Raw genomic sequence first — 23,709 nt, forward strand, 5'->3', positions numbered from 1 at the left:
TATAATTTACGAGAAGTTTACCGCAAAAACTGGTTCTGCTTAATAGAAGTTAATATACTAATCACAACTTAAAACAAAAAAAGAGCTGACATGAAACATTATTTCTCTCTCACACTCCTCGCTACTGCTGTTTTAGCAGGTTGCGCAACAACAAGTATTACCCCGACTGATGTAACAAATGGTTATAACAGTATTCAAGCTGATGAACTGGCTAAACATGTAAAAGTACTCGCATCGGACGAATTTGGTGGCCGTGCTCCTTCATCACCTGGCGAAAAGCTAACGCTTGATTATTTAACTGCGCAGTTTAAAGCTTTAGGTTTAAAGCCAGGTAATGGCGACAGTTACTTACAAGAAGTGCCATTGGTTTCTTTAGAAGCTGATTCGAATATGGTGCTTAGTATTGGTGGTAAAGACTATCAATATAAAAAAGACATGGTTATGGGTAGCAGCCGCATTAGCGCACAAGAAGGCATAGAAAATTCTGAACTCGTATTTGTGGGTTACGGCGTTAATGCCCCTGAATACAATTGGAATGACTACGAAGGGTTAGATGTTAAGGGCAAAACGGTTGTAATGCTGGTTAACGATCCGGGCTTTGCAACAAAAGACCCTGCTTTATTTACTGGCGATGCAATGACTTATTACGGTCGTTGGACATACAAATATGAAGAAGCAAGTCGACAAGGTGCAGCTGGCGCGATTATTATTCATGAAACAGCACCTGCGTCATACCCATGGTCGGTTGTTGAAAATTCGTGGAGTGGCGAGCAGTTTGGTTTTCAAAAAGAAAACAACAATATGGACCGCGTAGCCGTTGAAGGCTGGGTTACAACTGACGTAGCAAAAGAGCTTTTTACTAAAGCAGGATTAGATTTTGAGACTGCGAAAGAAAACGCAGCTAAAGGTGCTTACCATGTTGATATGGGCGATTTAACTGCTTCTGTTAATGTTAAAAATACAATTAAAAAATCAGTGTCGTATAACTTTATCGCTACGTTACCAGGAAGCGAGCAACCAGATGAGCATGTTATTTACTCAGCGCATTGGGATCACTTAGGTACAGATAAAACACGTAAAGGCGATCAAATTTACAACGGTGCTCACGACAACGCAACGGGTACAGCTGGGCTTATTGAAGTAGCTGAAGCCTTTACTAAATTACCAAAGCACCCTAGCCGCTCAATGACATTTTTAGCAGTTACGGCTGAAGAGCAAGGCTTACTAGGTTCTAAATACTATGCAGCTAACCCAGTGATTGCAGCTAATAAAACAGTCGCTAACATAAACATGGATAGCTTAAATTTATTAGGCAAAGTAAAAGACATGAATGTGGTTGGTATTGGCAAGTCACAAATGGATGAGTTTTTAGCAACTGCAGCTAAAGAGCAAGGCAGAACAATATCAGGCGATCCTAAACCATCATCTGGTGGCTATTACCGCTCTGATCACTTTGCATTTGCTAATATGGGGATTCCAGCCATGTACGCAGGTGGCGGCACAGTCGCAGCTGACGAAGAGACAGCTAATTACCGTAAACGCATGAGTTTAGTACTTCGCGGTTGTTATCATCAACCATGTGATCGTTACCGTGACGAATGGGATTTATCGGGTGCTGTTCAAGACTTACAATTGTTTTATAAAGTAGGTTTTGATATTTCGGAGCAAGAGCAATGGCCAACGTGGAATGCAAACTCAGAATTTCAACGTAAGTAGCATTGGTTTAACATCGAAAAACTCAAAGAGAGTAATCGATTTAAATAGATGCAAATGATATTGATTATCATTTAATTAAAATATACAGTGTTACTAAGTTTATTTAATTGGTAACACTGTATGATTTTACTCTCTCAAATAGGATTTATTACGCCCGCTTCTAAACGCTTTGTTAGCCAAAATAAACGTTTATTATTACCACTTTTTTTACTGGTATGCTTAGCTGTGCCATCACTTCGTGAAATTACAATAACAGCACTAAGCGATGCTTTTTTTCAAGTTAGCGTATTTGTTGCTGCTACATTATTAATTTATTACTACGCCATAGAGCATTTACCTCAATTAGAGCTTAGTTATTTAAGTGCTAAATCGCCGGTATTAGAAATATTTTTTGCTGCCGTTTTAGGTGCACTTCCTGGATGTGGTGGTGCAATAATAGTGGTTACCCAGTTTACAAAAGGCCAAGCAAGTTTTGGGGCCATTGTTGCTGTTTTAACAGCTACAATGGGAGATGCCGCATTTTTACTCCTTGCCACTCGCCCTACTGAAGGTTTAACCATAATGGCCATTGGCTTAGTCGTAGGCACGCTTTGTGGTGTTATAGTAAATGCCCTACATGCAAAAGACTTTTTACGCCCAACAAAGCAAGAACAAAAACACCAAGTTAAAGTATTGCCAACTCGTATAATTAAAATAAGCAAACCCGTTTGGATGTTCGCTATTATTCCAAGCCTCATTATTGCTTTTTTAATTGCATTTAATGTCGACTTTGATCAATTTGGAAAATACACAGGCACAAGTATTAGTATTTTTGGTGCTGCAATGGCGTTATTTACTGTAACTATATGGGCGTATTCTTCTAAAGGTGAAAGCTATAAAGAAGTAACCTCAGAAGACGATGAATGTAATCCACCTTCTAAAATTATTAAAGTACTTCAAGACACACACTTTGTGACCGCATGGGTAGTGGCATCATTTATGTTGTTTGAGATTTTAGTAAATATTGCAGGGCTTGATTTAAAAAACTGGTTTGCACATTATGCTTATTTAGCGCCACTTATTGCTGTAGTGATTGGTTTTTTACCAGGTTGTGGTCCGCAAATAATTGTTACTACGTTATATATTCAAGGCATTATTCCCTTTAGTGCATTAACTGCTAATGCAATATCTAACGATGGTGATGCGTTATTTCCTGCAATTGCAATGGCACCTAAAGCGGCTGTAATTGCGACTGTGTATACATCTATTCCTGCTTTGGCCGTTGGCTATGGCCTTTACTTTTTAAGTTAAAATTGCCATAAACAAAAAAGCTCAGCTATTGCTGAGCTTTTAGGATGTTAACTTATTTTATTTATACGGCTGCTGGCTCTGCAGCTAGTTCTTTTGGATTTGGGCCATAATCATTTTCGCCTTCATGTGAGTCTTGTGCAAGAAAAACAATTAAAACAATCCAACCAATTACTGGCACTAACCAAAGTAACTGCCACCAGCCTGAACGGCCAGTATCATGAAGGCGACGTGCGCCAGCACTCAATTGAGGGATCAATAATGCCAAGCTATATATTGTTCCAATCACAGCTACACCCATCAGCTCATCAACCACTCCCAGTGCTAAAGCGATTAAAAAGTTGATTAAGTAAAACATCCAAAATGCTTTGCGGCGATTACGGCCTGAAAAATCGGCGTAGCTGCGAAGCGCATTCATATAATGTTCCATGAAATTTCCTTAGTGTTATTTTTTATATTCCCTAACAGGGGTAACTTTATTACTTTTTAGTAACACTTGTATCTTAAATAAAAACAGACTCATTTAAAACAAAAAACCAGCAAATTGCTGGTTTTTATTACATATTAGCAGTTTAGCTATTAACTCATAGCCATCATCATTGCCGATGGGTTTTCTAAGTACGATTTCCATAGGTTATTAAAGCGTGCAATAGTGCCGCCATCAATAACACGATGATCGCCAGACCAACTCACTTGCATTATCGCTTTACTCACAACTTGGCCACTTTCATCAAAACGCGGTAAGTGCTGCAGTTTACCCAATGCAACAATAGCTACTTCTGGTTTATTAATTATAGGGGTCGCAATAGTGCCGCCAATCGCACCAATGTTAGAGATACTAATTGTCCCACCTTTTAAATCATCAGGTGCAACACGCCCTTCTCGCGCTGAGTGAGTTAAGCGGGTTAAATCATTAGCCACATCAACAATACTCTTACTCTGGCACGACTTAATATTAGGCACTAACAAGCCAATTTTTGAATCAACCGCTATACCAATATTATGATCGTTATAATAGGTAAGCTCTGAGCAATCATCATTCACTTTTGAATTAAGTACAGGGTACTCTTTCATTGCCAGCGAGAGTGCTTTTACAAAAAATGGCATCATGGTGAGCTTTACGCCTTGTGCTTTGTACTGCTCTTTTAAGGAGCTGCGCAAAGCTATAAGCTGTGTTAAGTCTATTTCATCACTAAACGTAAAGTGCGGAATAGTTGAAACTGAAGCTACCATTTGTTTGGCCATGGCCGCTTTAATGCCTTTAATTTGCTCTACTCGTACGCCACCGCTTTGATTCTGTGTTTGGTTTTGTACTGCACTTTGAGAAGCATCGCTATTAAGCGGTGAAGTATCAATAGTATTTGGCACTTCGCCTTTTACAAACTCTTCAATATCTTGCTTGTAAATACGGCCATTTTTTCCACTACCTGGTACACAGGTTAAATCAACATCTAGCTCACGTGCTTTACGACGAACTGCAGGGGATGCAACCGCTTTTTGATTGATAACCTTTGCAGCTTGCTGTGTTTCAACTGGTGCAACTTTTTCAGCGACGGCATTAGTTTGAGCCTTTACGACCGCTTGGTTTATATCAACATTTGGCTTTACTGCACTGCCTGCAATTGTCATTTGAAACAACGGGCTATGTACTTTTGCTATTTCACCTTTTTGGTAATATAGTTTTTTTACTGTGCCTGTATATTTTGCCGGAATTTGTACTAATGCTTTGTCGGTCATTACGTCACAAACCGCTTGGTCTTCTTCTATTTCATCGCCTTCTGCGACTAACCAATCAACAATCTCACATTCGACAATACCTTCACCAATATCAGGTAGTATAAAGTCCTCAACTACATCAGATGCATTGTTATTAGTTTGATTTTCAGCTTGAACTGGCTCTTCTACTACTTCATTACTCGTACTATCACCAGTTACATCCATAGCAAATAAAGGAGCATGTACTTTAGCAATTTCACCTTTTTGATAATATAGCTTTGAAATAACGCCATCATGCACTGCCGGAATTTGTACTAATGCTTTGTCTGTCATCACATCACAAATTGGCTGATCCTCAGATACGGTATCGCCTTCTTGTACTAGCCATTCAACTACTTCGCATTCAACAATGCCTTCACCAATATCGGGTAATATAAAATCTTTCGCCATGGTACCCCCTAAAAATCCATTGATTGTTTAATTGCAGCCAACACTTTTAGTGCATCCGGTACGTATTCTTTTTCAAGTGCCAACGGGTATGGTGTATCTAGACCACATACACGTAAAATTGGCGACTCTAAATGCAAGAAACACGCTTGTTGTATTGTTGCTGCTATTTCGGCACCAAAGCCATTAGTTATAGGCGCTTCATGGCTCACGATTAAACGACCGGTTTTAATAACCGATTTAGCAATCGTTTCAACATCCCATGGTAAAATACTACGAAGGTCAATAACTTCACAGCTTATACCTTGCTCGCTTGCTTGCTGTGCTGCCTCTTCAATAATCTCCATTTGAGCACCCCACGCTAAAAGCGTAATATCGGTACCCTCTTGTACTACTTCAGCCGTGCCTAATTCAATACTATAATCTTCTTCTGGCACTTCGCCTGTTGATGCACGATATAAACGCTTAGGCTCAAAAAATATGACAGGGTTATCATCTTTAATAGAGGCACGTAATAACCCCTTAGCTTGATAAGGGTTACGCGGTACAACCACTTTCAAGCCCGGTGTATGTGCAAAATAAGCTTCGGGTGATTGCGAGTGGTATAAGCCACCAGCAATACCACCGCCATAAGGCGTACGAATAGTTAAGTTACCCACATTAAATTCATTACCACTGCGATAACGAAATTTAGCGGATTCATTTACTATTTGATCGAACGCTGGGAATATATAATCAGCAAATTGAATTTCTGCCAATGCAGGCGCACCAAAAGCCGCTAAGCCATTAGCGAAACCTAAAATACCTTGTTCGGTTAAAGGCGTATTAAAAACGCGATGCTTACCGTACTTTTCTTGCAAACCTGATGTTGCTCTAAATACACCGCCGAAGTAACCAACATCTTCGCCAAAAATACAGGCTTGAGGGTGTTCGTTCATCGTAATATCGAGGGCAGAGTTAATTGCGTGGAGCATGTTCATTTTAGCCATTACTTAATTCTCCCTGCGGTTACTGGGTAAGCATCTGGATGCTGTTTTATATGATCTTTTAATTGCTCGTACTGGCGTTGCAATAAGGGAATTGGAGTATCGTAAACGTCAGATACCAATTCTTCTAAAGCAGGCTTGGCAACAACTTCAGCACGCTTAAGCGCTGCTAAAATTTCTTCACGAATCGACTCTTTTGCTTTTATGTCGTCCTCTTCGTTTAACCAATCTTGCTTAACCAACCATTTTCTAAATTTATCAATAGGACAGATTTGATTATTTGCCTCTTCATCTTTAGAGCGATAACCACTGGGATCGTCTGATGTAGAATGCGCGCCTAATCGATAAGCAATCGATTCAATAAGCACAGGCTCACCTTGTGTTGAGGCTATTTCGCGTGCTTTTTTAGTCGCTGCATACACTGCAAGTGCATCTGTGCCATCAACACGAATTGTTTTAATACCATAACCTACACCACGCGACGCAATACCATCGCCTTTAAACTGTTCATCAGCAGGGGTAGATATGGCATAGCCGTTATTACGTGCAAAAAATATAACCGGCGCTTTGTGAACAGCCGCCATATTTAAGCCCGCATGAAAGTCACCTTCTGATGCAGCACCTTCGCCAAAGTAACAAATAGTCACGTTATCAATTGTACTTGCAAGCTCACCTGTTTTAGCGTCGATATGCTTTATTTTTTGACCATATGCATAACCTGTTGCCTGTGGTATTTGCGTACCCAGTGGCGATGAAATCGTCATGTAGTTTAGCGCTTTAGAGCCATAATGGATTGGCATTTGGCGACCTTTACCTAAATCCAATTCATTTGAGAACATTTGGTTCATAAATTGATCAAGCGTAAAGCCACGATAATGCAGTGCTGCTTGTTCACGATATTGCGCCATGATCATATCGTCTTGATCAAGTGCAGCAGAAGAGGCTGTAACTGCGGCTTCTTCGCCTAGGCATTGCATATAAAAACTAACACGACCTTGGCGCTGCGCGCCTTGCATACGTTCATCTAACAAACGTATAAAACGCATTGTTTCATATAACTTAATAGCGGTATGTTTTGAAATATCAGGTGCGGTTGCACTAGGATGAATGTCGCCGTCCTCAGTTAAAATACTAAGGGTTGGAATATTAAGTGCTTGGCCATCAATAAATTCAAGCGCGTGGTTAATATTCAGCGATACGTTATTTGGATTACTCATAACCTACCTTCTTTTGTTGTCGGTAAAACAGTGCCCCTTTAAATTATTATTGTGGGTGATTGTTGCTGGTTAAACTTTGCAACATCTGCACTACCTTTAATTAAAGCTGCCAACACTTTACGTTAACGTAAAGTGTTATTCAACACATCTGGGACGAAACAAAAGCAAATACAGGTTAAATAAGTGGCAAGTTAACGATACGGTTACTTTAATTAATAGTAATCATATAGTTAACTTGAAGCCACCAGTGGTCTGATGAGTTTAATTAGACGAAATTGCTATCAATATCCATTGGAATAACGGTAAGCAGTGCTCTTTGGCCTAATGCTACGCTCGCATTTGGAAATATAATAGCCTCACCTTCAACGTCAGCGTAAATCGCTGTATCACCGTCGGTTGCAAGTAGTTCACCTTTCGCAAAGCCAGTAAAGTTCTCAGCATCATCAGAAAAAGGGAAACTAAAATCATCCTGCGTTCTATTAATTGTGCGGTGCACTTCAAATAACTCAAACTCACTTGCATTAAAATCAGGGTATTTAACTTCATTTTGGCTAATTAATGCAGTTAATGTTTGCTTTGTTTTTTCAAAGCGGGCCATATCATTTTGGCCAAATGGCTTAACCTGACCCAGCTCTACCGTAAACGAGTCCGCACCATGAACAAACGACGAATAATAGCTAAACGTTGTTGCGGGTGATTTCATCATAAGTACGGTATTTACACCACAGCTCAATAAAAATTGTAACTGTGACTTTTTCCATGGCTTACCATGTAAAAATGGATACACAGCAAATTTTTCGTTTTTAGAGCCTCTAATTGCAGTGTGTAAGTCGTAATGACATCGGCTACTGCCTTGCTGGCCACGTGCATAAAAGTCACTTACGTATTGCTCAAGCTTTGCAGCGCGGTTTCGTTCATTATTCATTGGTACACCTTCAACTGTATGGTGACCATTAAATAATCTATTTAAGTTTTCTTCTACAAAACGCAGGCCAATATTAATTGATTGTGGATTACCATAAATAAATAAAACACGCTGTTTAAGGACTAGCTCACCTTTTATAATTTGTTTAATGAGCGCATCACAAATTTCAATTGGCGCAGTTTCGTTACCGTGTACAGCGCTTGAATAAATTACATCTTTGCTTGTTTTGACAGCAGGTTGAAACTCAATTACACCGGTATCGTGTATATTTACACAAGTTCCATTATCTAAAACAAATTCACCTGCATCTAAATGCCATTCGTTATTACGGCTAAGCGTTAAAAAATCGCCCGTTTGTTTTAATTCATTTAAGTAAGATGGATTGGCTGACATGTAATAAGCCCTTTAAAAATAATGTGAGAGTAAACTCTTATGCATACATATGCACAAGGTAAAGGTATAGAAACAAAAACGGCTGAATAAATCAGCCGTTTTAAAATAGTTTAAGCAGTGTTAGCTGATCACAGAATCGACTAACTTTTTAGCTTCTTTTTCAAGTAACGCTAAATGCTCTTCACCTTTAAATGATTCAAGGTATATTTTATAAATATCTTCAGTACCTGATGGACGCGCTGCAAACCAGCCATTTTCAGTGACCACTTTTAAACCACCAATTGCCGCATCGTTACCTGGTGCATGAGTCAGTTTTTGCAAAATAGGTTCGCCAGCAAGTGTATCTGCTTTAACATCAGAAGCACTCAATGCTTTTAAACGTGACTTTTGGCCGCTTGAGGCCGGTGCATCAAGACGTTTGTAAATTGGAGAACCAAACTCTTGTTCTAGTTCTTTATAAAGCGCTGATGGTGTTTTACCTGTTACTGCAAGTATTTCTGCAGCGAGTAGTCCCATAATAAAGCCGTCTTTATCTGTACACCATACAGAACCATCAAAACGTAAGAATGCAGCACCTGCGCTTTCTTCGCCACCAAAGGCAAGCTTGCCTTTGCTTAAGCCTTCAACAAACCATTTAAAGCCTACGGGTACTTCTTTTACTTTTCGATTATTGCGCGCTGCTACTTTATCGATCATAGAGCTAGAAACCAGTGTTTTACCAATCTCTACTGTTTCATTCCAATCACGGTGTTTAAGTAAGTAATCAATTGCCACTGCTAAAAAGTGGTTTGGATTCATTAAACCATCTGGCGTTACAATACCGTGGCGATCGTAGTCAGGGTCGTTACCAATAGACACATCAAAATCATCTTTTAATGCAATAAGGTTCGCCATTGAATAAGGTGATGAACAATCCATACGAATTTTGCCATCTTTATCAAGTGGCATAAAAGCAAAACGTGGGTCAACAACATCATTAACGACGGTTAAATCTAAATTATATTTTTTAGCAATAACAGGCCAAAAATTAATACCTGAACCACCTAGTGGATCGATACCAATTTTGATACCTGCATCGCTAATGGCTTTTAAATTAACGATATTTGCTAAATCATCAATATAAGGAGTCATTAAATCTTCGTAGCGGATAAAGCCTGAACGTGAAGCTTTAGCGAATGGGAATAACTCAACTTCAACCAAGTCTTCTAATAAAAGTTGATTTGCTCTGTCTTCAATCCATTTAGTAACGTCGGTATCAGCAGGTCCGCCATTAGGTGGGTTGTATTTAAAGCCACCATCTTCAGGAGGGTTATGCGAAGGCGTAACAACAATCCCGTCTGCAAGCTCATTTGGGTGTAGCTTGTTATGGCTAACTATGGCGTGGCTGATAACTGGCGTTGGTGTAAAGTCACCGTTTTCTTGCGTTATCACTTGCACTTCGTTAGCAACTAAAACTTCAATAGCTGAATTAAATGCAGCCTCACTCAGTGCGTGTGTGTCTTTACCTAAAAATAACGGACCAAAAATATCATTTTGTTTTCTATAATCACAAATAGCCTGAGTAATCGCTAAAATGTGTGACTCGTTAAATTTAACATCGTAAGAACAACCACGGTGGCCTGATGTACCAAAAGCAACACAATGCTCTGGATTTTGTTCAAGATCAGGTTCGTTTAAGTAATACGCAGATACTAATTTAGGTACGTTAACCAGTGCTGATTGTGGAGCAGTTTTGCCTGCGCCTGAGTGAATAGCCATTATATTTCCTTACAGGTAATCGCGAATTTTTTCAGCTTGCTCTGCACTATATCCAAGGCAAAGAGCAACTTCATGAAGCATCATTTTTTTACGCGTTGTATTAGAATTTGTCATAACCCAATATTCACTATCAGTTATGTTTTTAGGGTTCATACTACTACCGCTATTTACTAAGGCTTCTTTACTAGTAGCAAAGTAAACACGGTCACGCCCTTTTATATCTAGTACAGCCGAAAAATCAGTTTTATGTGTGCGGTAAAATGCACTTAAAATAAACAAAAAGCGCCCAACAACACCCTTTTGCATTGCCAGCTCTTCTTTATTTAATACATTAAAAACATTATCGCTCTTTTGCTTCACGGGTGCGTGAGCTAGAGGCGTTTGTTTTTTTGAAGTCTCAGCAGCAGGTGGCTCTGAGCTTTTTAATGTGGCGGTAGACGTAGTCGCAGTTTGATTATTTTGAGTTAGTTCTACGTTTGCGGTTTGAATTTTTTCGCCGCTAAGATTTAATAAACGACGTAAAATAGTGGATGCACTTTCACCAATACTTTGCGTATTGCTTGCAATATACTGATATAACTCGTCGTCTATGTCGATTTGTTTCATGTTCTTCCTGTCATTACGGGTCACATTTTTTTCTCCCGTGTGATTATACCCAAACCAATCAGAAATGCGAGTTACAACAAGCACTCCCGTAAACATATTAATATTTACTTGATTGTTGTTGATTTAACAAACAAAAGCCCAATTTAATAAATAGTCGCTGTATTTTTTGCTTTTTAGAGCAATGCTCGGCAAACTATGGCGAAATTTTCAGGAGGCGTGTATGCAGTTAAATTACAAGCAACAAGGGCAAGGCCCTAATGTTATCTTGATCCACGGACTTTTTGGATCATTAGAAAACCTAAATGTAATCGCAAAACCATTAAGTGAACACTTTAATGTTATTAACGTTGATTTACGCAACCACGGGCTTTCTCCTCATAGTGATGAAATGAACTACCCTGCAATGGCTCAAGATATTGTCGAGTTATTAGCACATTTAAACATAGATAAAGCTCATTTAGTTGGACATTCTATGGGTGGGAAAGTCGCAATGGAATTAGCACTAACACACCCTGAACTGGTAAATAAATTGGTTGTACTTGATATCGCACCTGTTAGTTACCCTGCTCGCCACACAAAAATATTACAAGCACTAAAAGCAGTTTCAACGCAGTCAATAGATGATAGAAAGCAAGCTGATGCAATTATGCAGCCTTTTATCGAAGAGCTTGGAGTTCGACAATTTTTACTTAAAAGCCTCGCCAAAAATGAAGAAGGTCATTTTGCATGGCGATTTAACCTAAATGTGCTTGATGAAAAATATTCGACAATCACGTCCAATGTTAATGAAAACAATTCTTGTTTATGCGATACTCTTTTCATTAAAGGTAATGATTCTGACTATATATTGCCCGAGCATCGTACTGCAATTACAGCACGCTTTAAAAACACCAAGGCTAAAATTATTCATGGCGCAGGTCATTGGCTTCATGCTCAAAAGCCTCTTGCTGTTAATAAAGCGATAAATGACTTTTTAACTGCGGTTTAAAGCAATTTTAATCGCGTGTTTTTGATTCAGCGCACTAAATATATGAATATTTATATGCTATAGTACGCGCCGTTTAATTTAAAGGTTATACGTTGATGGTCAGTCAGTTAATTAACGAATTTGATACCCTAGGGTTGTATTTTGGCTTAGCCGGTATTTTCATATTCATCGGCATGGCAATTAAAGACGTACTAAAAAGTGGCAATGTACCAAAGTTCGGACAATACATTGTTTGGGGCGTGCTCTTTTTAGGTTGTTCAGGCTTTATTGCTAAAGGGCTTATTCAAGTATTTTGGCAAGGCGCAGGTGTAGGTTAAGCATGGCGAAGTCAGAAACAGATAGAACTACACTCGATTTATTTGAATACGAAAAACGCCCAGGCAGACCTAAAACCAATCCCCTTTCTCGGGATATGCAGTTAAAGGTAAATAAACGTAATCAAATAAAAAGAGATAAAGCACGTGGTTTAAAGCGTGTTGAATTTAAAGTTTCATCGCAGTTATATCAAGCATTGAGTGATATGGCAGATGCACAAAATATTAGCCGCAGTGCGCTGATTGAAACGATTTTACAAGAAAGATTGGCTATTGATACATAAAAGGTTTTAAATCCATGGCAAGTGTAGGCATTTTTTTCGGAAGTGACACAGGTAACACAGAACACGTAGCAAAAATGATCCAAAAAGAATTGGGTAAAAAGCTAGTGGCTGTTCATGATATTGCAAAAAGCTCTAAAGAAGAGATTGCTGAATTTGATTTAATCTTATTCGGTATCCCTACTTGGTACTACGGCGAAGCACAATGTGACTGGGATGACTTTTTCCCAGAACTTGAGGAAGTAGACTTTGAAGGTAAACTTGTTGCTATTTTTGGTTGTGGTGACCAAGAAGATTACGCTGAGTACTTTTTAGATGCAATGGGCATGATCAACGATATTGTTACTGAACGTGGCGCTATTGTTGTGGGCCATTGGCCAAGTGAAAGCTATGACTTTGAAGCGTCTAAAGGAATGGCTGATGATAAGCACTTTGTAGGTTTGGGTATCGACGAAGACCGTCAACCAGAGCTTACAGAACAACGTGTTAAAGCATGGTCTGCTCAAGTATATGAAGAAATGTGTTTAAGTGAATTAGCTGACTAATTTACTGCATATATCGCTAGCTGTTTAAATAATTATCAAACAGTTAGCGTTTTAAGCTTTAGAGGCAATATAAATCAATTGTTCTTTGCACTTAACGCTTAGGCACGTTATCCTGTTTGTTGCTAATGTGTCGTGTACATCTTTGCAAGATGTCTAGTATAACCAAATAAAATTGAGACAGATTTAATGACTGATCATAACTTGGAACTTAAAAAAGCCGGTTTAAAAGTAACTTTACCGCGTATTAAAATATTAGAGATTTTACAATCTCCAGATAACCAACACATCAGTGCTGAAGATGTTTACAAAATTCTTTTGGATCTAGGTGAAGAAATTGGTCTTGCAACTGTATACCGCGTACTTAACCAATTTGATGATGCGGGTATTGTAAGCCGTCATCACTTTGAAGGCGGAAAATCAGTATTTGAACTTTCTGGAAGCACTCACCACGATCATTTAGTATGTTTGAAATGTGGCAAAGTAGTAGAGTTTGAAGATGACATGATTGAGCGTCGTCAACTAGAAATTGCTGAAGAAAATGGTATTACTCTTACAAATCATTCATTGTATTTATACGGTGAGTGTAATGATAAAGCAGCGTGTAAAGAATTTAGCGACGCTAACAGCTAATACCGCTTTTATAAGCAATAAAAAAACCTGCTAACTGCAGGTTTTTTTGTGCCTAAAAGACGATAATATTGAATATACCCAGTAAATCCTGGGTATATTTTAAGTATTATACCAATCCGAAATAATACTTAATCATTTTGCGGGGCTAAACGTGCCGCTACCTGCGTTAAAAAGTGCTCATTTAGAACAACTAAATAGCGAATTTTTTGCCTAGCTATCAACACGTTTTTCCAGCCTCAAAATAGATCACTTAATTAAGCGAATTGGTATTACTTATTGAGTTTTAGACCATGAATCGCGAAGACCCACGGTTTGATTAAATACAACGTTCTCTGATTTAGAATCACGAGAGAAATAACCTGTACGCTCAAACTGAAAGCCCTGCTCTGCTTGTGAATTAGCAAGCGATGGTTCTAATTTAGCATTAGGTAAAACAACCAGTGACTCCGGGTTTAGCGTAGTTTCAAATTCCTCTGCAGCTGCTGGATTTGGTACGCTAAACAAGCGGTCGTATAAACGAACTTCTGCACTAATAGACTCTGGTGCTGAAACCCAATGAATAACACCTTTTACTTTACGACCATCACTTGGGTTTTTACCAAGTGTTTCGCTGTCGTAAGTACAGAAGATAGTTGTGATTTCGCCATTTTCGTCTTTTTCAACACGCTGCGCTTTAATAACATAAGCACCACGTAAGCGTACTTCTTTATCAAGTACTAAACGTTTGAATTTGTTATTCGCTTCTTCTTTAAAGTCTTCTCGTTCAATATAGATTTCACGAGTAAATGGAACATCACGACGCCCCATTTCTTCTTTATTTGGGTGATTAGCCACTGATAAAGTTTCAACTTTATCTGCATCGTAGTTTTCAATAACGATTTTAACAGGATCGAGTACAGCCATTGCACGTGGTGCATTTTCGTTTAAGTCTTCACGGATACAGGCTTCAAGCATGCCCATTTCAACCATATTCTCTTGTTTTGTTACACCAATACGCAAACAAAATTCACGAATTGAACCTGGTGTATAACCACGACGACGTAAACCTGCAATAGTAGGCATACGAGGGTCATCCCACCCTTCTACATAGTTATTTACTACTAAATCATTTAGCTTACGCTTTGACATAATAGTGTATTCAAGATTTAAGCGCGAAAACTCAATTTGCTGTGGGTGACACTCTAAACTAATGTTATCAAGTACCCAGTCGTATAAACGACGGTTATCTTGAAACTCTAATGTACATAATGAATGTGTAATACCTTCAAGCGCATCAGAAATACAGTGAGTGAAGTCATACATTGGGTAAATGCACCACTTGTCTGCTGTTTGGTGATGATGAGCAAAACGTACACGGTAAATAATTGGATCGCGAAGCACCATAAATGAGCTTGCCATATCAATTTTAGCACGCAGTACACATTCACCTTCTTTGAATTCGCCAGCGCGCATTTTTTCAAATAACGCTAGGTTTTCTTCAACTGAAGTATCTCTATAAGGACTGTTTTTACCTGGCTCTTTTAATGTACCGCGGTACTGTCGTGCTTCGTCTGCAGTTAAAAAACAAACGTACGCTAAGCCTTTTTCAATAAGCTCTACTGCATAACCATATAAAGTATCAAAATAGTTAGAAGAATACTTTATGTCGCCATCCCAATTAAAGCCTAACCACTGTACATCCTCTTTAATAGAGTTAACGTAGTTAATGTCTTCTTTTTCAGGGTTTGTATCGTCAAAACGTAGGTTACATAAACCGTTGTAGTCTTTTGCGATACCAAAATTCAAACAAATTGATTTGGCATGGCCAATATGTAAAAAACCATTTGGCTCAGGTGGAAAACGTGTATGCGTTGTCGCATGTTTGCCACTTGCTAAGTCTTCATCAATTCGGGTTCTAATAAAGTTACTTGGGCGATTCTCAATTTCCGCCATAGGAGTGTGATCCTCTAAATATTACGTAATAACAAAACTAATGCATTATTACAAAAACATACAATAACATACAGCAATAGATTAAGGTTTATTTTAGATATTGATTAACTTTAATCCACTTGTTCAATTGTTTATGAATAAAATTTGTTTTAACGCAACATTTAGGTCATCAAAGCCAATTATAGTAGCTAAATAACCTACTTTATAAGGATTCTAAGATGGCGACACTTAATCAACACCGTGTATATATTCCAACTAATGCACGCGCTAACCACTATTTATTGGCTGAAATAATACCTAATGAAGCATTTTATAATAGCTTTAGCACTATAAACTGTTGCTATGAGCGTATTGCGCGTCAATTATTTGCATGTTGTGATGAGTATGAACTGCATAATGTACATTTATTAGCAAACGATAAACTACCGGTTGTACGCTTTCATGATGAGTCATATCAATTAGAAACCGACAAGCAGATGTTGTTTTTTTATAACCCTCGTTATCACGAGGCACATAAAATTTATTACTCACCAGATATAAAAAGTAAGAAAATACGTTTCTTGTTTTTAGCCACGGGTGAAGACTTACGTGCAAACTCAGCTTTGTTTCACAATAGAGTGCAAAAAGTATTAAACTTACTCCAAGAACAGTTATTTATAAATCAGCCCCAATTTAAACTTCGCGATCACCAACATCTAACTTACGATTTATTTGCTAAAGATAAGGGAAATAAAGAGAGTTATGGATATAAACTCAGAAGCCTCTACCCTCGTTATCAATCAAGGCAATGTAATATTCCTAGTGACTATGCTGAAATGACTTACGCAACATTTACCATTGCGGTTTCTCGGGCCATCAAAACACAGTTTCAAACAATGGTGAACAATAACGATGTGGAAAAGTTTTATGATTACTTTGCAGATAGTTTTAAACGCGCATGTGAACAAAACAAACTAACACACGGTGCAATGGTAGCTAATGGCGCAATACCCATTGTCCGAAACAGTAAAATAGATAAAAATGAAGGTAATGCAGAGTTACAAAAGTTGAGCTTTGATGTTGAATCAAATGAAAATCAAATTAAGTATTTTTATGAAGCAACAAAATTAGTAGAAACAATACATTTTGTTATTGTCGCAACGCAGCAGGATAAACATGAAATTGGTTATGGCCGCTTTATGAACCAAGTAGAGAAAACAATTCATGCATTATGTAACGAGCTGCCTATAAATAAACAACGACAAGATTTGTCTGTACGCTTTTTTCAGCATATTAGTTATCCGTTCTAAATTTACCTCAATAACAAAAAGGCCCGCATAAGCGGGCCTTTTCAGAGGAAACAAGCAATTACCAGCCTGTTTTCTCTTTAAGTGCTTTACCGATTTCAGCAAGTGAACGTACAGTTTTTACGCCCGCAGCTTCTAATGCAGCAAATTTCTCATCAGCAGTACCTTTACCGCCTGCGATGATTGCGCCAGCGTGACCCATACGCTTACCTTCTGGTGCAGTAACACCAGCAATGTAAGATACTACAGGTTTAGTTACGTTAGCTTTGATGTACTCTGCAGCTTCTTCTTCTGCAGTACCACCAATTTCACCAATCATTACGATTGCTTCAGTTTGTGGATCTTTTTCGAACATTTCTAGAACGTCGATAAAGTTAGTACCTGGGATTGGATCACCACCAATACCAACACACGTAGACTGACCAAAACCAGCATCAGTAGTTTGCTTAACCGCTTCGTACGTTAAAGTACCAGAGCGAGAAACAATACCTACTTTACCAGGTTTGTGGATGTGACCAGGCATGATACCAATCTTAGTCTCACCAGGAGTAATAACACCTGGACAGTTAGGACCGATCATACGAGTACCTGTTTGATCTAGTTTAACTTTTACGTCAACCATATCAAGCGTAGGGATACCTTCAGTGATACAAACAATCAGCTCGATGCCAGCATCGATAGCTTCTAAGATTGCATCTTTACAGAAAGGAGCTGGTACGTAGATAACTGAAGCAGTTGCGCCAGTTTCTTGAACAGCATCACGAACTGTGTTGAATACAGGAAGACCAAGGTGCGTTTGACCGCCTTTACCTGGGCTTACACCACCAACCATTTGTGTACCGTACTCAAGCGCTTGCTCTGAGTGGAAAGTACCTTGGCCACCAGTGAAACCTTGACAGATAACTTTTGTATCTTTATTGATTAATACAGACATTATTTGCCCTCCGCAGCAGCAACAACTTTCTCAGCAGCGTCTGTTAGTGATTCAGCAGCAATGATATCTAGACCTGAGTTCTTAAGAACTTCACGACCTAATTCAGCATTAGTACCTTCTAAACGTACAACTACAGGTACATTTACGCCAACTTCTTTAACTGCGCCAATGATACCTTCAGCAATCATGTCACAACGTACGATACCGCCAAAGATGTTTACTAAAACAGCTTTAACATTGTCGTCAGAAAGGATGATTTTGAATGCTTCAGAAACACGTTCTTTAGTCGCGCCGCCGCCAACATCTAGGAAGTTAGCCGGTTTGCCGCCGTGTAGGTTTACGATGTCCATAGTACCCATTGCTAGGCCTGCGCCGTTAACCATACAACCAACATTGCCATCTAGAGCAACGTAGTTAAGCTCGAAGCTTGCTGCGTGTGCTTCACGTGCATCTTCTTGAGATGGATCGTGGAACTCACGGATTTTAGGTTGACGGTAAAGTGCATTACCATCAATACCGATTTTTCCGTCAAGACAGTGAAGGTTACCTTCGTCTGTAATTACTAACGGGTTGATTTCAAGTAGTGCGAAATCAAAATCAGTAAACATGTTACCAAGACCCATAAAGATCTTAACAAACTGCTTCATTTGTACTGGGTTAAGACCCAATTTGAAGCCTAGTTCACGTGCTTGATAAGCTTGAGGACCCACTAATGGATCAATTTCAGCTTTGTGGATAAGCTCTGGTGTTTCTTCTGCAACAGTTTCAATTTCAACGCCGCCTTCAGTAGACGCCATGAAAACTACTTTGCGAGATGCACGGTCAACTACTGCACCTAGGTACAATTCGTTAGCAATGTCAGTACAGCTTTCAACTAAAATTTTAGCTACTGGCTGGCCTTTCTCGTCTGTTTGGTAAGTAACTAGGTTTTTACCCAACCAGTTAGCTGCAAACGCTTTTACTTCGTCGATAGTTTTTACTAGCTTTACACCGCCAGCTTTACCACGTCCACCTGCGTGAACCTGAGTTTTAACAACCCACATATCACCGCCGATTTTTTCAGCAGCTGCTGCAGCTTCTTCAGGTGTATCGCAAGCGAAACCCTGAGAAACTGGTAAACCATATTCGGCAAAAAGTTGTTTTGCCTGATACTCATGCAAATTCATGATGCTTTATCCAATTTTTTATACTAAAAGAGCTGAATATTTTTTCAAATAAACAACTATCCCAAATTGCGCACCTAGTATAGATCCCAAGGCTTAACATGAAAACCCCAGTAAGACCAAAGGCGCAAAAAAAAAGCTGTGAATGTTCATTCACAGCTTACATTTCATACAACTAGATTAAACATCTAGCAATAAGCGAGTTGGATCTTCAAGTAACTCTTTAATAGTCACTAAGAAACCAACAGATTCTTTACCATCAATGATACGGTGGTCATAAGAAAGTGCTAAATACATCATAGGTAGTATTTCTACTTTACCATTTACAGCCATCGGACGGTCTTGGATTTTATGCATACCCAAAATTGAAGACTGTGGCAAGTTAATGATAGGTGTAGATAGTAATGAACCAAATACGCCGCCATTAGTGATAGTGAAATTACCACCGGTCATATCTGCAAGCGTTAGCTTACCATCACGACCTTTAAGTGCTAATTCACGAATACCCTTTTCGATTTCAGCAACAGATAGTTTGTCACAATCTTTAAGTACTGGAGTAACTAAACCACGTGGAGTAGATACTGCAATGCTAATATCAAAATAGTTATGGTAAACAATATCGTCACCATCAATTGATGCATTAACATCTGGGAAGCGTTTAAGTGCTTCAGTTACCGCTTTCACGTAGAAAGACATGAAACCTAAACGAATACCATGACGCTTTTCAAATACTTCTTGGTACTGCTTACGAAGGCTCATGATTGGTTCCATGTTCACTTCGTTGAATGTTGTTAACATTGCAGTTGAATTTTTAGCTTCAAGAAGACGTGTAGCAATCGTTTTACGTAAACGAGTCATTGGAACACGTTTTTGAGTACGGTCGCCCATCGGTGCTGCAGGAGCAGAAGCTTCTGCTTTTTTAGCCGCTGGCGCTGGTGCTTTTAAGAACGTATCAACGTCTTCTTTAGTTACACGGCCATTTTTACCTGTGCCGTTAATTTTAGAAGCGTCTAAGCCTTTCTCAGCAATTAAACGACGAACTGATGGTGTTAACACATCTGAACTTTCGCTAGAATCTGCTGCTGGCGTTTCGTCTGCTTTTGCAACTGGAGCTGCTGATGCGCCGCCTGCTTTAACCGAACCAATTACTTGCTCGCCTAGTACAGTATCGCCTTCGTTGTGAATGATATCACCCATGATGCCATCTTCTTGAGCTACTACTTCAAGAACAACTTTATCTGTTTCAATATCTACCAAGTTTTGGTCGCGTGTTACTGCGTCACCTGGTTGTACATGCCATGTAGCAATTGTTGCGTCTGCAACTGATTCTGGAAGTACAGGTACTTTAATGTCCACTTCTTTACCTTCTGATGCTGGTGCTGATTGCGCCGCTGGCGCGTCTTCTGATTTAGCTGGTGCTGATTCTTCTTTAGATGAACCTTCACTTGCTGGCGCTGCATCAGCATCACCAAGTAAACCCATAACTTGATCGCCAAGTACGGTTGCACCTTCTTCTTGTGATATTTCTGTAATTACACCGTCATGCTGTGCAACAACTTCTAAAACCACTTTATCTGTTTCAATGTCTACTAAGTTTTGATCGCGAGTTACTTTGTCGCCAACACTTACATGCCATGTAGCAACGGTAGCATCTGCAACCGACTCAGGAAGAACAGGAACTTTAATTTCTGTGCTCATTGCTTATCCTTTATTTTCTATAGTAAGCGCGTCGGCAACGAGCGCTTGTTGTTCTTTAGTATGTACTGACATGTAACCACACGCTGGTGATGCAGACGCTTTACGTCCTGCATATTTTAATTTAGCACCTTGTGGGATTGCATCAATAAAGTGATGTTGTGAACAATACCATGCACCTTGGTTTTGTGGCTCTTCTTGACACCATACAAAATCAGTTACGTGTTGGTAACGCTCCATAATTGTTTGCATTTCGTCATGTGGGAACGGATATAACTGCTCAACACGAACAATAGCAATATTATCTTGCTCTAGCTTACGACGCTCTTGTAATAGTTCGTAATAAACTTTACCACTACAAAATACAACGCGTTCGACTTTCTCAGGGTTAATATCATCAACTTCGTCGATCATATTATGGAAAACACCATGCGATAGTTCTTCAAGCGATGAAGTTGCAAGAGGATGACGAAGCAACGACTTAGGCGTCATAACAATCAAAGGACGACGTAGTGGTCGAACTGATTGACGACGAAGCATAGCGTAAACTTGTGCAGGAGTAGATGGAACACATACTTGCATGTTGTGATCAGCACATAGTTGTAGGAAACGCTCTAAACGAGCTGAACTATGTTCTGGACCTTGTCCTTCGTAGCCATGTGGTAACAAAATTGTAAGACCACATAAACGGCCCCATTTTTGCTCACCAGAACTTAGGAATTGGTCAAATACAACCTGTGCACCGTTGGCGAAATCACCAAACTGTGCTTCCCAAAGCACTAATGAAGTAGGCTCTGCAGTTGCATAACCGTATTCAAAAGCAACAACAGCTTCTTCAGATAAAACAGAGTCAAATACTTCAAAAGTACCTTGATCTTCGCTTAAGTGCTGTAGAGGTGTATAAGTAGCGCCGTCTGATTGACTGTGAACAACAGCATGACGATGGAAGAATGTGCCACGCCCTGAATCCTGACCAGTTAAACGAATGTCAGTGCCTTCAGTTGCGATTGTTGCATAAGCAAGTGTTTCTGCCATACCCCAATCTAGAGGTTTCTCACCAGAAGCCATTAATTTACGATCATCGTAAATCTTTTTAACGCGTGACTGTGCTTTATATTGCTCTGGGTAAGAAGCGATTTTCTCACCGAGTGCTTTGAGCTCTTCAACAGGTACGCTGGCATCGTAATCAACATCCCATTCATGGCCAACATACTTTGCCCAATCTGAAGAATGCGATGTCTCTGGTTGAATTTCTGAAACAACACAGTTGCCTTCGTCTAATGCATTACGGTACTCATCAGCAAGTGCTTTTATTTCTTGTTCAGAAAAAGAGCCTTCAGCTATAAGTTGGTCTGCGTATATTAAACGTGGAACTGGGTGTTTTTTAATTTTTTGGTACATAACAGGCTGAGTTGCATTAGGCTCATCAGCTTCATTGTGACCATGGCGACGGTAACATACTAAATCGATTACTACGTCACGTTTAAACTGGTTTCTGAAATCAAGTGCAATTTGAGTAACAAATGCAACTGCTTCAGGGTCATCAGAGTTAACATGGAAGATAGGTGACTGAACCATTTTAGCAATGTCAGTACAGTAATCAGTAGAGCGTACATCGTCTTGTTTTGATGTAGTAAAACCAACTTGGTTATTTACAACAATACGAATACTACCACCACAACTAAACGCGTTAGTTTGTGATAAGTTAAACGTTTCTTGTACAACACCTTGGCCTGTAACCGCAGAATCACCATGAATTGTAATTGGTAAAGCTTTAATACCAGAACTGTCACCTAAGCGGTCAAGACGAGCACGTACTGAGCCCATAACAACTGGGTTTACAATTTCAAGATGAGACGGGTTAAACGCAAGCGCCATATGAACATTGCCACCTTTAGTAGCAAAGTCAGATGAATAACCCATGTGGTATTTAACATCGCCAGAACTTAATGTTTCTTTATGTTTACCAGCAAACTCATCAAATAACTCTGATGGATTTTTACCAAGTACATTTACAAGAACATTTAAACGACCACGGTGAGCCATACCAATAACAGCTTCTTGTTGGCCGCTTTCACCAGCGCGGTGAATAAGCTCTTTTAACATTGGAACTAACGCATCGCCACCTTCAAGTGAGAAACGCTTAGCACCTGGGAACTTAGCCCCTAAATATTTTTCAAGTCCGTCAGCAGCAGTTAATCCTTTTAGGATACGCAGCTTTTCGTCTTTTTCGAATTTTGGCCTAGACTGGACAGATTCTAAACGCTGTTGTAACCAACGCTTTTCCTCTGTTGATGTGATGTGCATATACTCAGCGCCAATTGAACCACAATATGTAGTTTTTAGTGCTTGGTATAGTTCACCTAAAGGCATAGTATCGCGGCCTACGGCAAACGATCCTACGTTAAACTCGCGGTCAAAATCACTTGAAGATAAGTCGTGGTACTCTAGCTCTAAATCTCGTACACGCTCTCGTTGCCAAATACCTAATGGATCTAGGTTTGCATTTTGGTGTCCACGAAAACGGAAAGCATTAATAAGTTGTAGAACTTTAACCTGTTTAAGGTCACCGCCACTACCCTCTGCTACCACTACTTCTCTATGCTTGTTTTTTGCAAGCTGTGCAAACTGCGTTCGAACTTCTGAATGTTTTACTTCAACATCCACACCATCAACTTTAGGTAATTGTTCGAACACTTCTCGCCATTCATCTGGCACAGAAGTCGCATCGTCTAAATACGCTTCATAAAGCTCTTCTACATAAGCAACGTTGCCGCCGTTTAAATGTGAAGATTCTAGCCATGCCTTCATCACACCTTCGTGCATTTATAAGCCCTTTTCTTTAGCGCAGAAATTAATAGTTATCATAACAAGATGGCTAATAATCTGT

Annotated in this window: 20 protein-coding genes; 8 read left to right on the forward strand and 12 right to left on the reverse strand. The window is 39.4% G+C overall.

Annotated features, from left to right (window positions below; translation table 11 throughout):
- The first annotated feature begins 90 nt into the window (after positions 1-90).
- Together FFU37_RS07150 and FFU37_RS07155 are read left to right on the forward strand one after the other, a co-directional pair.
- Positions 91-1,716, forward strand: coding sequence for a M28 family metallopeptidase (locus FFU37_RS07150; RefSeq protein ID WP_138489104.1), 1,626 nt, complete (start codon positions 91-93; stop codon positions 1,714-1,716).
- A 120-nt stretch (positions 1,717-1,836) separates the two neighbouring features.
- The gene (locus FFU37_RS07155; RefSeq protein WP_138489105.1) at positions 1,837-3,006 is read left to right on the forward strand and encodes a putative manganese transporter; all 1,170 of its coding nucleotides are present in this window, start codon (positions 1,837-1,839) and stop codon (positions 3,004-3,006) included.
- 61 nt (positions 3,007-3,067) lie between these two features.
- Here the strand turns inward: FFU37_RS07155 and FFU37_RS07160 are convergent, their stop codons facing one another.
- The 7 genes from FFU37_RS07160 to seqA form a co-directional block, all read right to left on the reverse strand.
- Positions 3,068-3,433 (reverse strand): DUF805 domain-containing protein, encoded by a 366-nt coding sequence (locus tag FFU37_RS07160; RefSeq protein WP_138489106.1) that lies wholly within the window; start codon positions 3,431-3,433, stop codon positions 3,068-3,070.
- A 149-nt stretch (positions 3,434-3,582) separates the two neighbouring features.
- Positions 3,583-5,169 carry a dihydrolipoyllysine-residue acetyltransferase gene (locus tag FFU37_RS07165; protein WP_138489107.1) on the reverse strand — a complete coding sequence of 529 codons (1,587 nt, stop codon included), beginning with the start codon at positions 5,167-5,169 and terminating at the stop codon, positions 3,583-3,585.
- Positions 5,170-5,177: 8 nt separating this feature from the next.
- The gene (locus tag FFU37_RS07170; RefSeq protein ID WP_138489108.1) at positions 5,178-6,155 is read right to left on the reverse strand and encodes an alpha-ketoacid dehydrogenase subunit beta; all 978 of its coding nucleotides are present in this window, start codon (positions 6,153-6,155) and stop codon (positions 5,178-5,180) included.
- Positions 6,155-7,369, reverse strand: coding sequence for a thiamine pyrophosphate-dependent dehydrogenase E1 component subunit alpha (locus FFU37_RS07175; protein ID WP_138489109.1), 1,215 nt, complete (start codon positions 7,367-7,369; stop codon positions 6,155-6,157). Before FFU37_RS07175 ends, FFU37_RS07170 begins: the two co-directional genes overlap by 1 nt.
- Positions 7,370-7,634: 265 nt before the next feature.
- Positions 7,635-8,687 (reverse strand): succinylglutamate desuccinylase, encoded by a 1,053-nt coding sequence (gene astE / locus FFU37_RS07180; RefSeq protein WP_138489110.1) that lies wholly within the window; start codon positions 8,685-8,687, stop codon positions 7,635-7,637.
- A 120-nt stretch (positions 8,688-8,807) separates the two neighbouring features.
- Positions 8,808-10,445 (reverse strand): phosphoglucomutase (alpha-D-glucose-1,6-bisphosphate-dependent), encoded by a 1,638-nt coding sequence (gene pgm, locus FFU37_RS07185; protein ID WP_002962933.1) that lies wholly within the window; start codon positions 10,443-10,445, stop codon positions 8,808-8,810.
- A gap of 9 nt (positions 10,446-10,454) precedes the next feature.
- Positions 10,455-11,051: a replication initiation negative regulator SeqA gene (seqA, locus tag FFU37_RS07190; RefSeq protein WP_138489111.1), complete on the reverse strand. Its 597-nt coding sequence runs from the start codon at positions 11,049-11,051 to the stop codon at positions 10,455-10,457.
- 220 nt (positions 11,052-11,271) lie between these two features.
- Between seqA and FFU37_RS07195 the strand changes: the two genes are divergently transcribed.
- The 5 genes from FFU37_RS07195 (at position 11,272) to fur (ending at position 13,809) form a co-directional block, all read left to right on the forward strand.
- Positions 11,272-12,039, forward strand: a complete 768-nt coding sequence (locus FFU37_RS07195; protein ID WP_138489112.1) for an alpha/beta fold hydrolase — start codon at positions 11,272-11,274, stop codon at positions 12,037-12,039.
- 95 nt (positions 12,040-12,134) lie between these two features.
- Positions 12,135-12,356, forward strand: coding sequence for a DUF2788 domain-containing protein (locus FFU37_RS07200; RefSeq protein ID WP_002962930.1), 222 nt, complete (start codon positions 12,135-12,137; stop codon positions 12,354-12,356).
- A gap of 2 nt (positions 12,357-12,358) precedes the next feature.
- Entirely contained in the window at positions 12,359-12,637 is a 279-nt protein-coding gene (ybfE, locus tag FFU37_RS07205) for a LexA regulated protein (protein ID WP_002962928.1), read from the forward strand.
- A 14-nt stretch (positions 12,638-12,651) separates the two neighbouring features.
- Positions 12,652-13,179, forward strand: coding sequence for a flavodoxin FldA (gene fldA / locus FFU37_RS07210; RefSeq protein WP_007586856.1), 528 nt, complete (start codon positions 12,652-12,654; stop codon positions 13,177-13,179).
- 186 nt (positions 13,180-13,365) lie between these two features.
- On the forward strand, positions 13,366-13,809 hold the full coding sequence (gene fur / locus FFU37_RS07215) for a ferric iron uptake transcriptional regulator (protein WP_002962922.1): 444 nt from the start codon (positions 13,366-13,368) through the stop codon (positions 13,807-13,809).
- A 273-nt stretch (positions 13,810-14,082) separates the two neighbouring features.
- On the opposite strand, the gene glnS is transcribed toward fur, so the two are convergent.
- Positions 14,083-15,741, reverse strand: coding sequence for a glutamine--tRNA ligase (gene glnS / locus FFU37_RS07220; RefSeq protein ID WP_024596870.1), 1,659 nt, complete (start codon positions 15,739-15,741; stop codon positions 14,083-14,085).
- Positions 15,742-15,959: 218 nt separating this feature from the next.
- Here glnS and FFU37_RS07225 point away from each other — a divergent pair, with 218 nt between their 5' ends.
- Entirely contained in the window at positions 15,960-17,030 is a 1,071-nt protein-coding gene (locus tag FFU37_RS07225) for a DUF3083 family protein (protein ID WP_138489113.1), read from the forward strand.
- A gap of 58 nt (positions 17,031-17,088) precedes the next feature.
- On the opposite strand, the gene sucD is transcribed toward FFU37_RS07225, so the two are convergent.
- The 4 genes from sucD to sucA all read right to left on the reverse strand — a co-directional run bounded on the left by sucD (position 17,089) and on the right by sucA (position 23,645).
- Positions 17,089-17,961, reverse strand: a complete 873-nt coding sequence (gene sucD / locus FFU37_RS07230; protein ID WP_002961811.1) for a succinate--CoA ligase subunit alpha — start codon at positions 17,959-17,961, stop codon at positions 17,089-17,091.
- Positions 17,961-19,127, reverse strand: a complete 1,167-nt coding sequence (gene sucC / locus FFU37_RS07235) for an ADP-forming succinate--CoA ligase subunit beta (RefSeq protein WP_002961809.1) — start codon at positions 19,125-19,127, stop codon at positions 17,961-17,963. The genes sucD and sucC overlap by 1 nt, the downstream gene beginning before the upstream one ends.
- 177 nt (positions 19,128-19,304) lie before the next feature.
- Entirely contained in the window at positions 19,305-20,822 is a 1,518-nt protein-coding gene (gene odhB, locus FFU37_RS07240; RefSeq protein ID WP_138489114.1) for a 2-oxoglutarate dehydrogenase complex dihydrolipoyllysine-residue succinyltransferase, read from the reverse strand.
- A 3-nt stretch (positions 20,823-20,825) separates the two neighbouring features.
- Entirely contained in the window at positions 20,826-23,645 is a 2,820-nt protein-coding gene (gene sucA / locus FFU37_RS07245) for a 2-oxoglutarate dehydrogenase E1 component (protein WP_033021680.1), read from the reverse strand.
- Between the last annotated feature and the right edge of the window lie 64 nt (positions 23,646-23,709).

The organism is Pseudoalteromonas distincta (assembly GCF_005877035.1).
Classification (GTDB): Bacteria; Pseudomonadota; Gammaproteobacteria; order Enterobacterales; family Alteromonadaceae; genus Pseudoalteromonas; species Pseudoalteromonas distincta.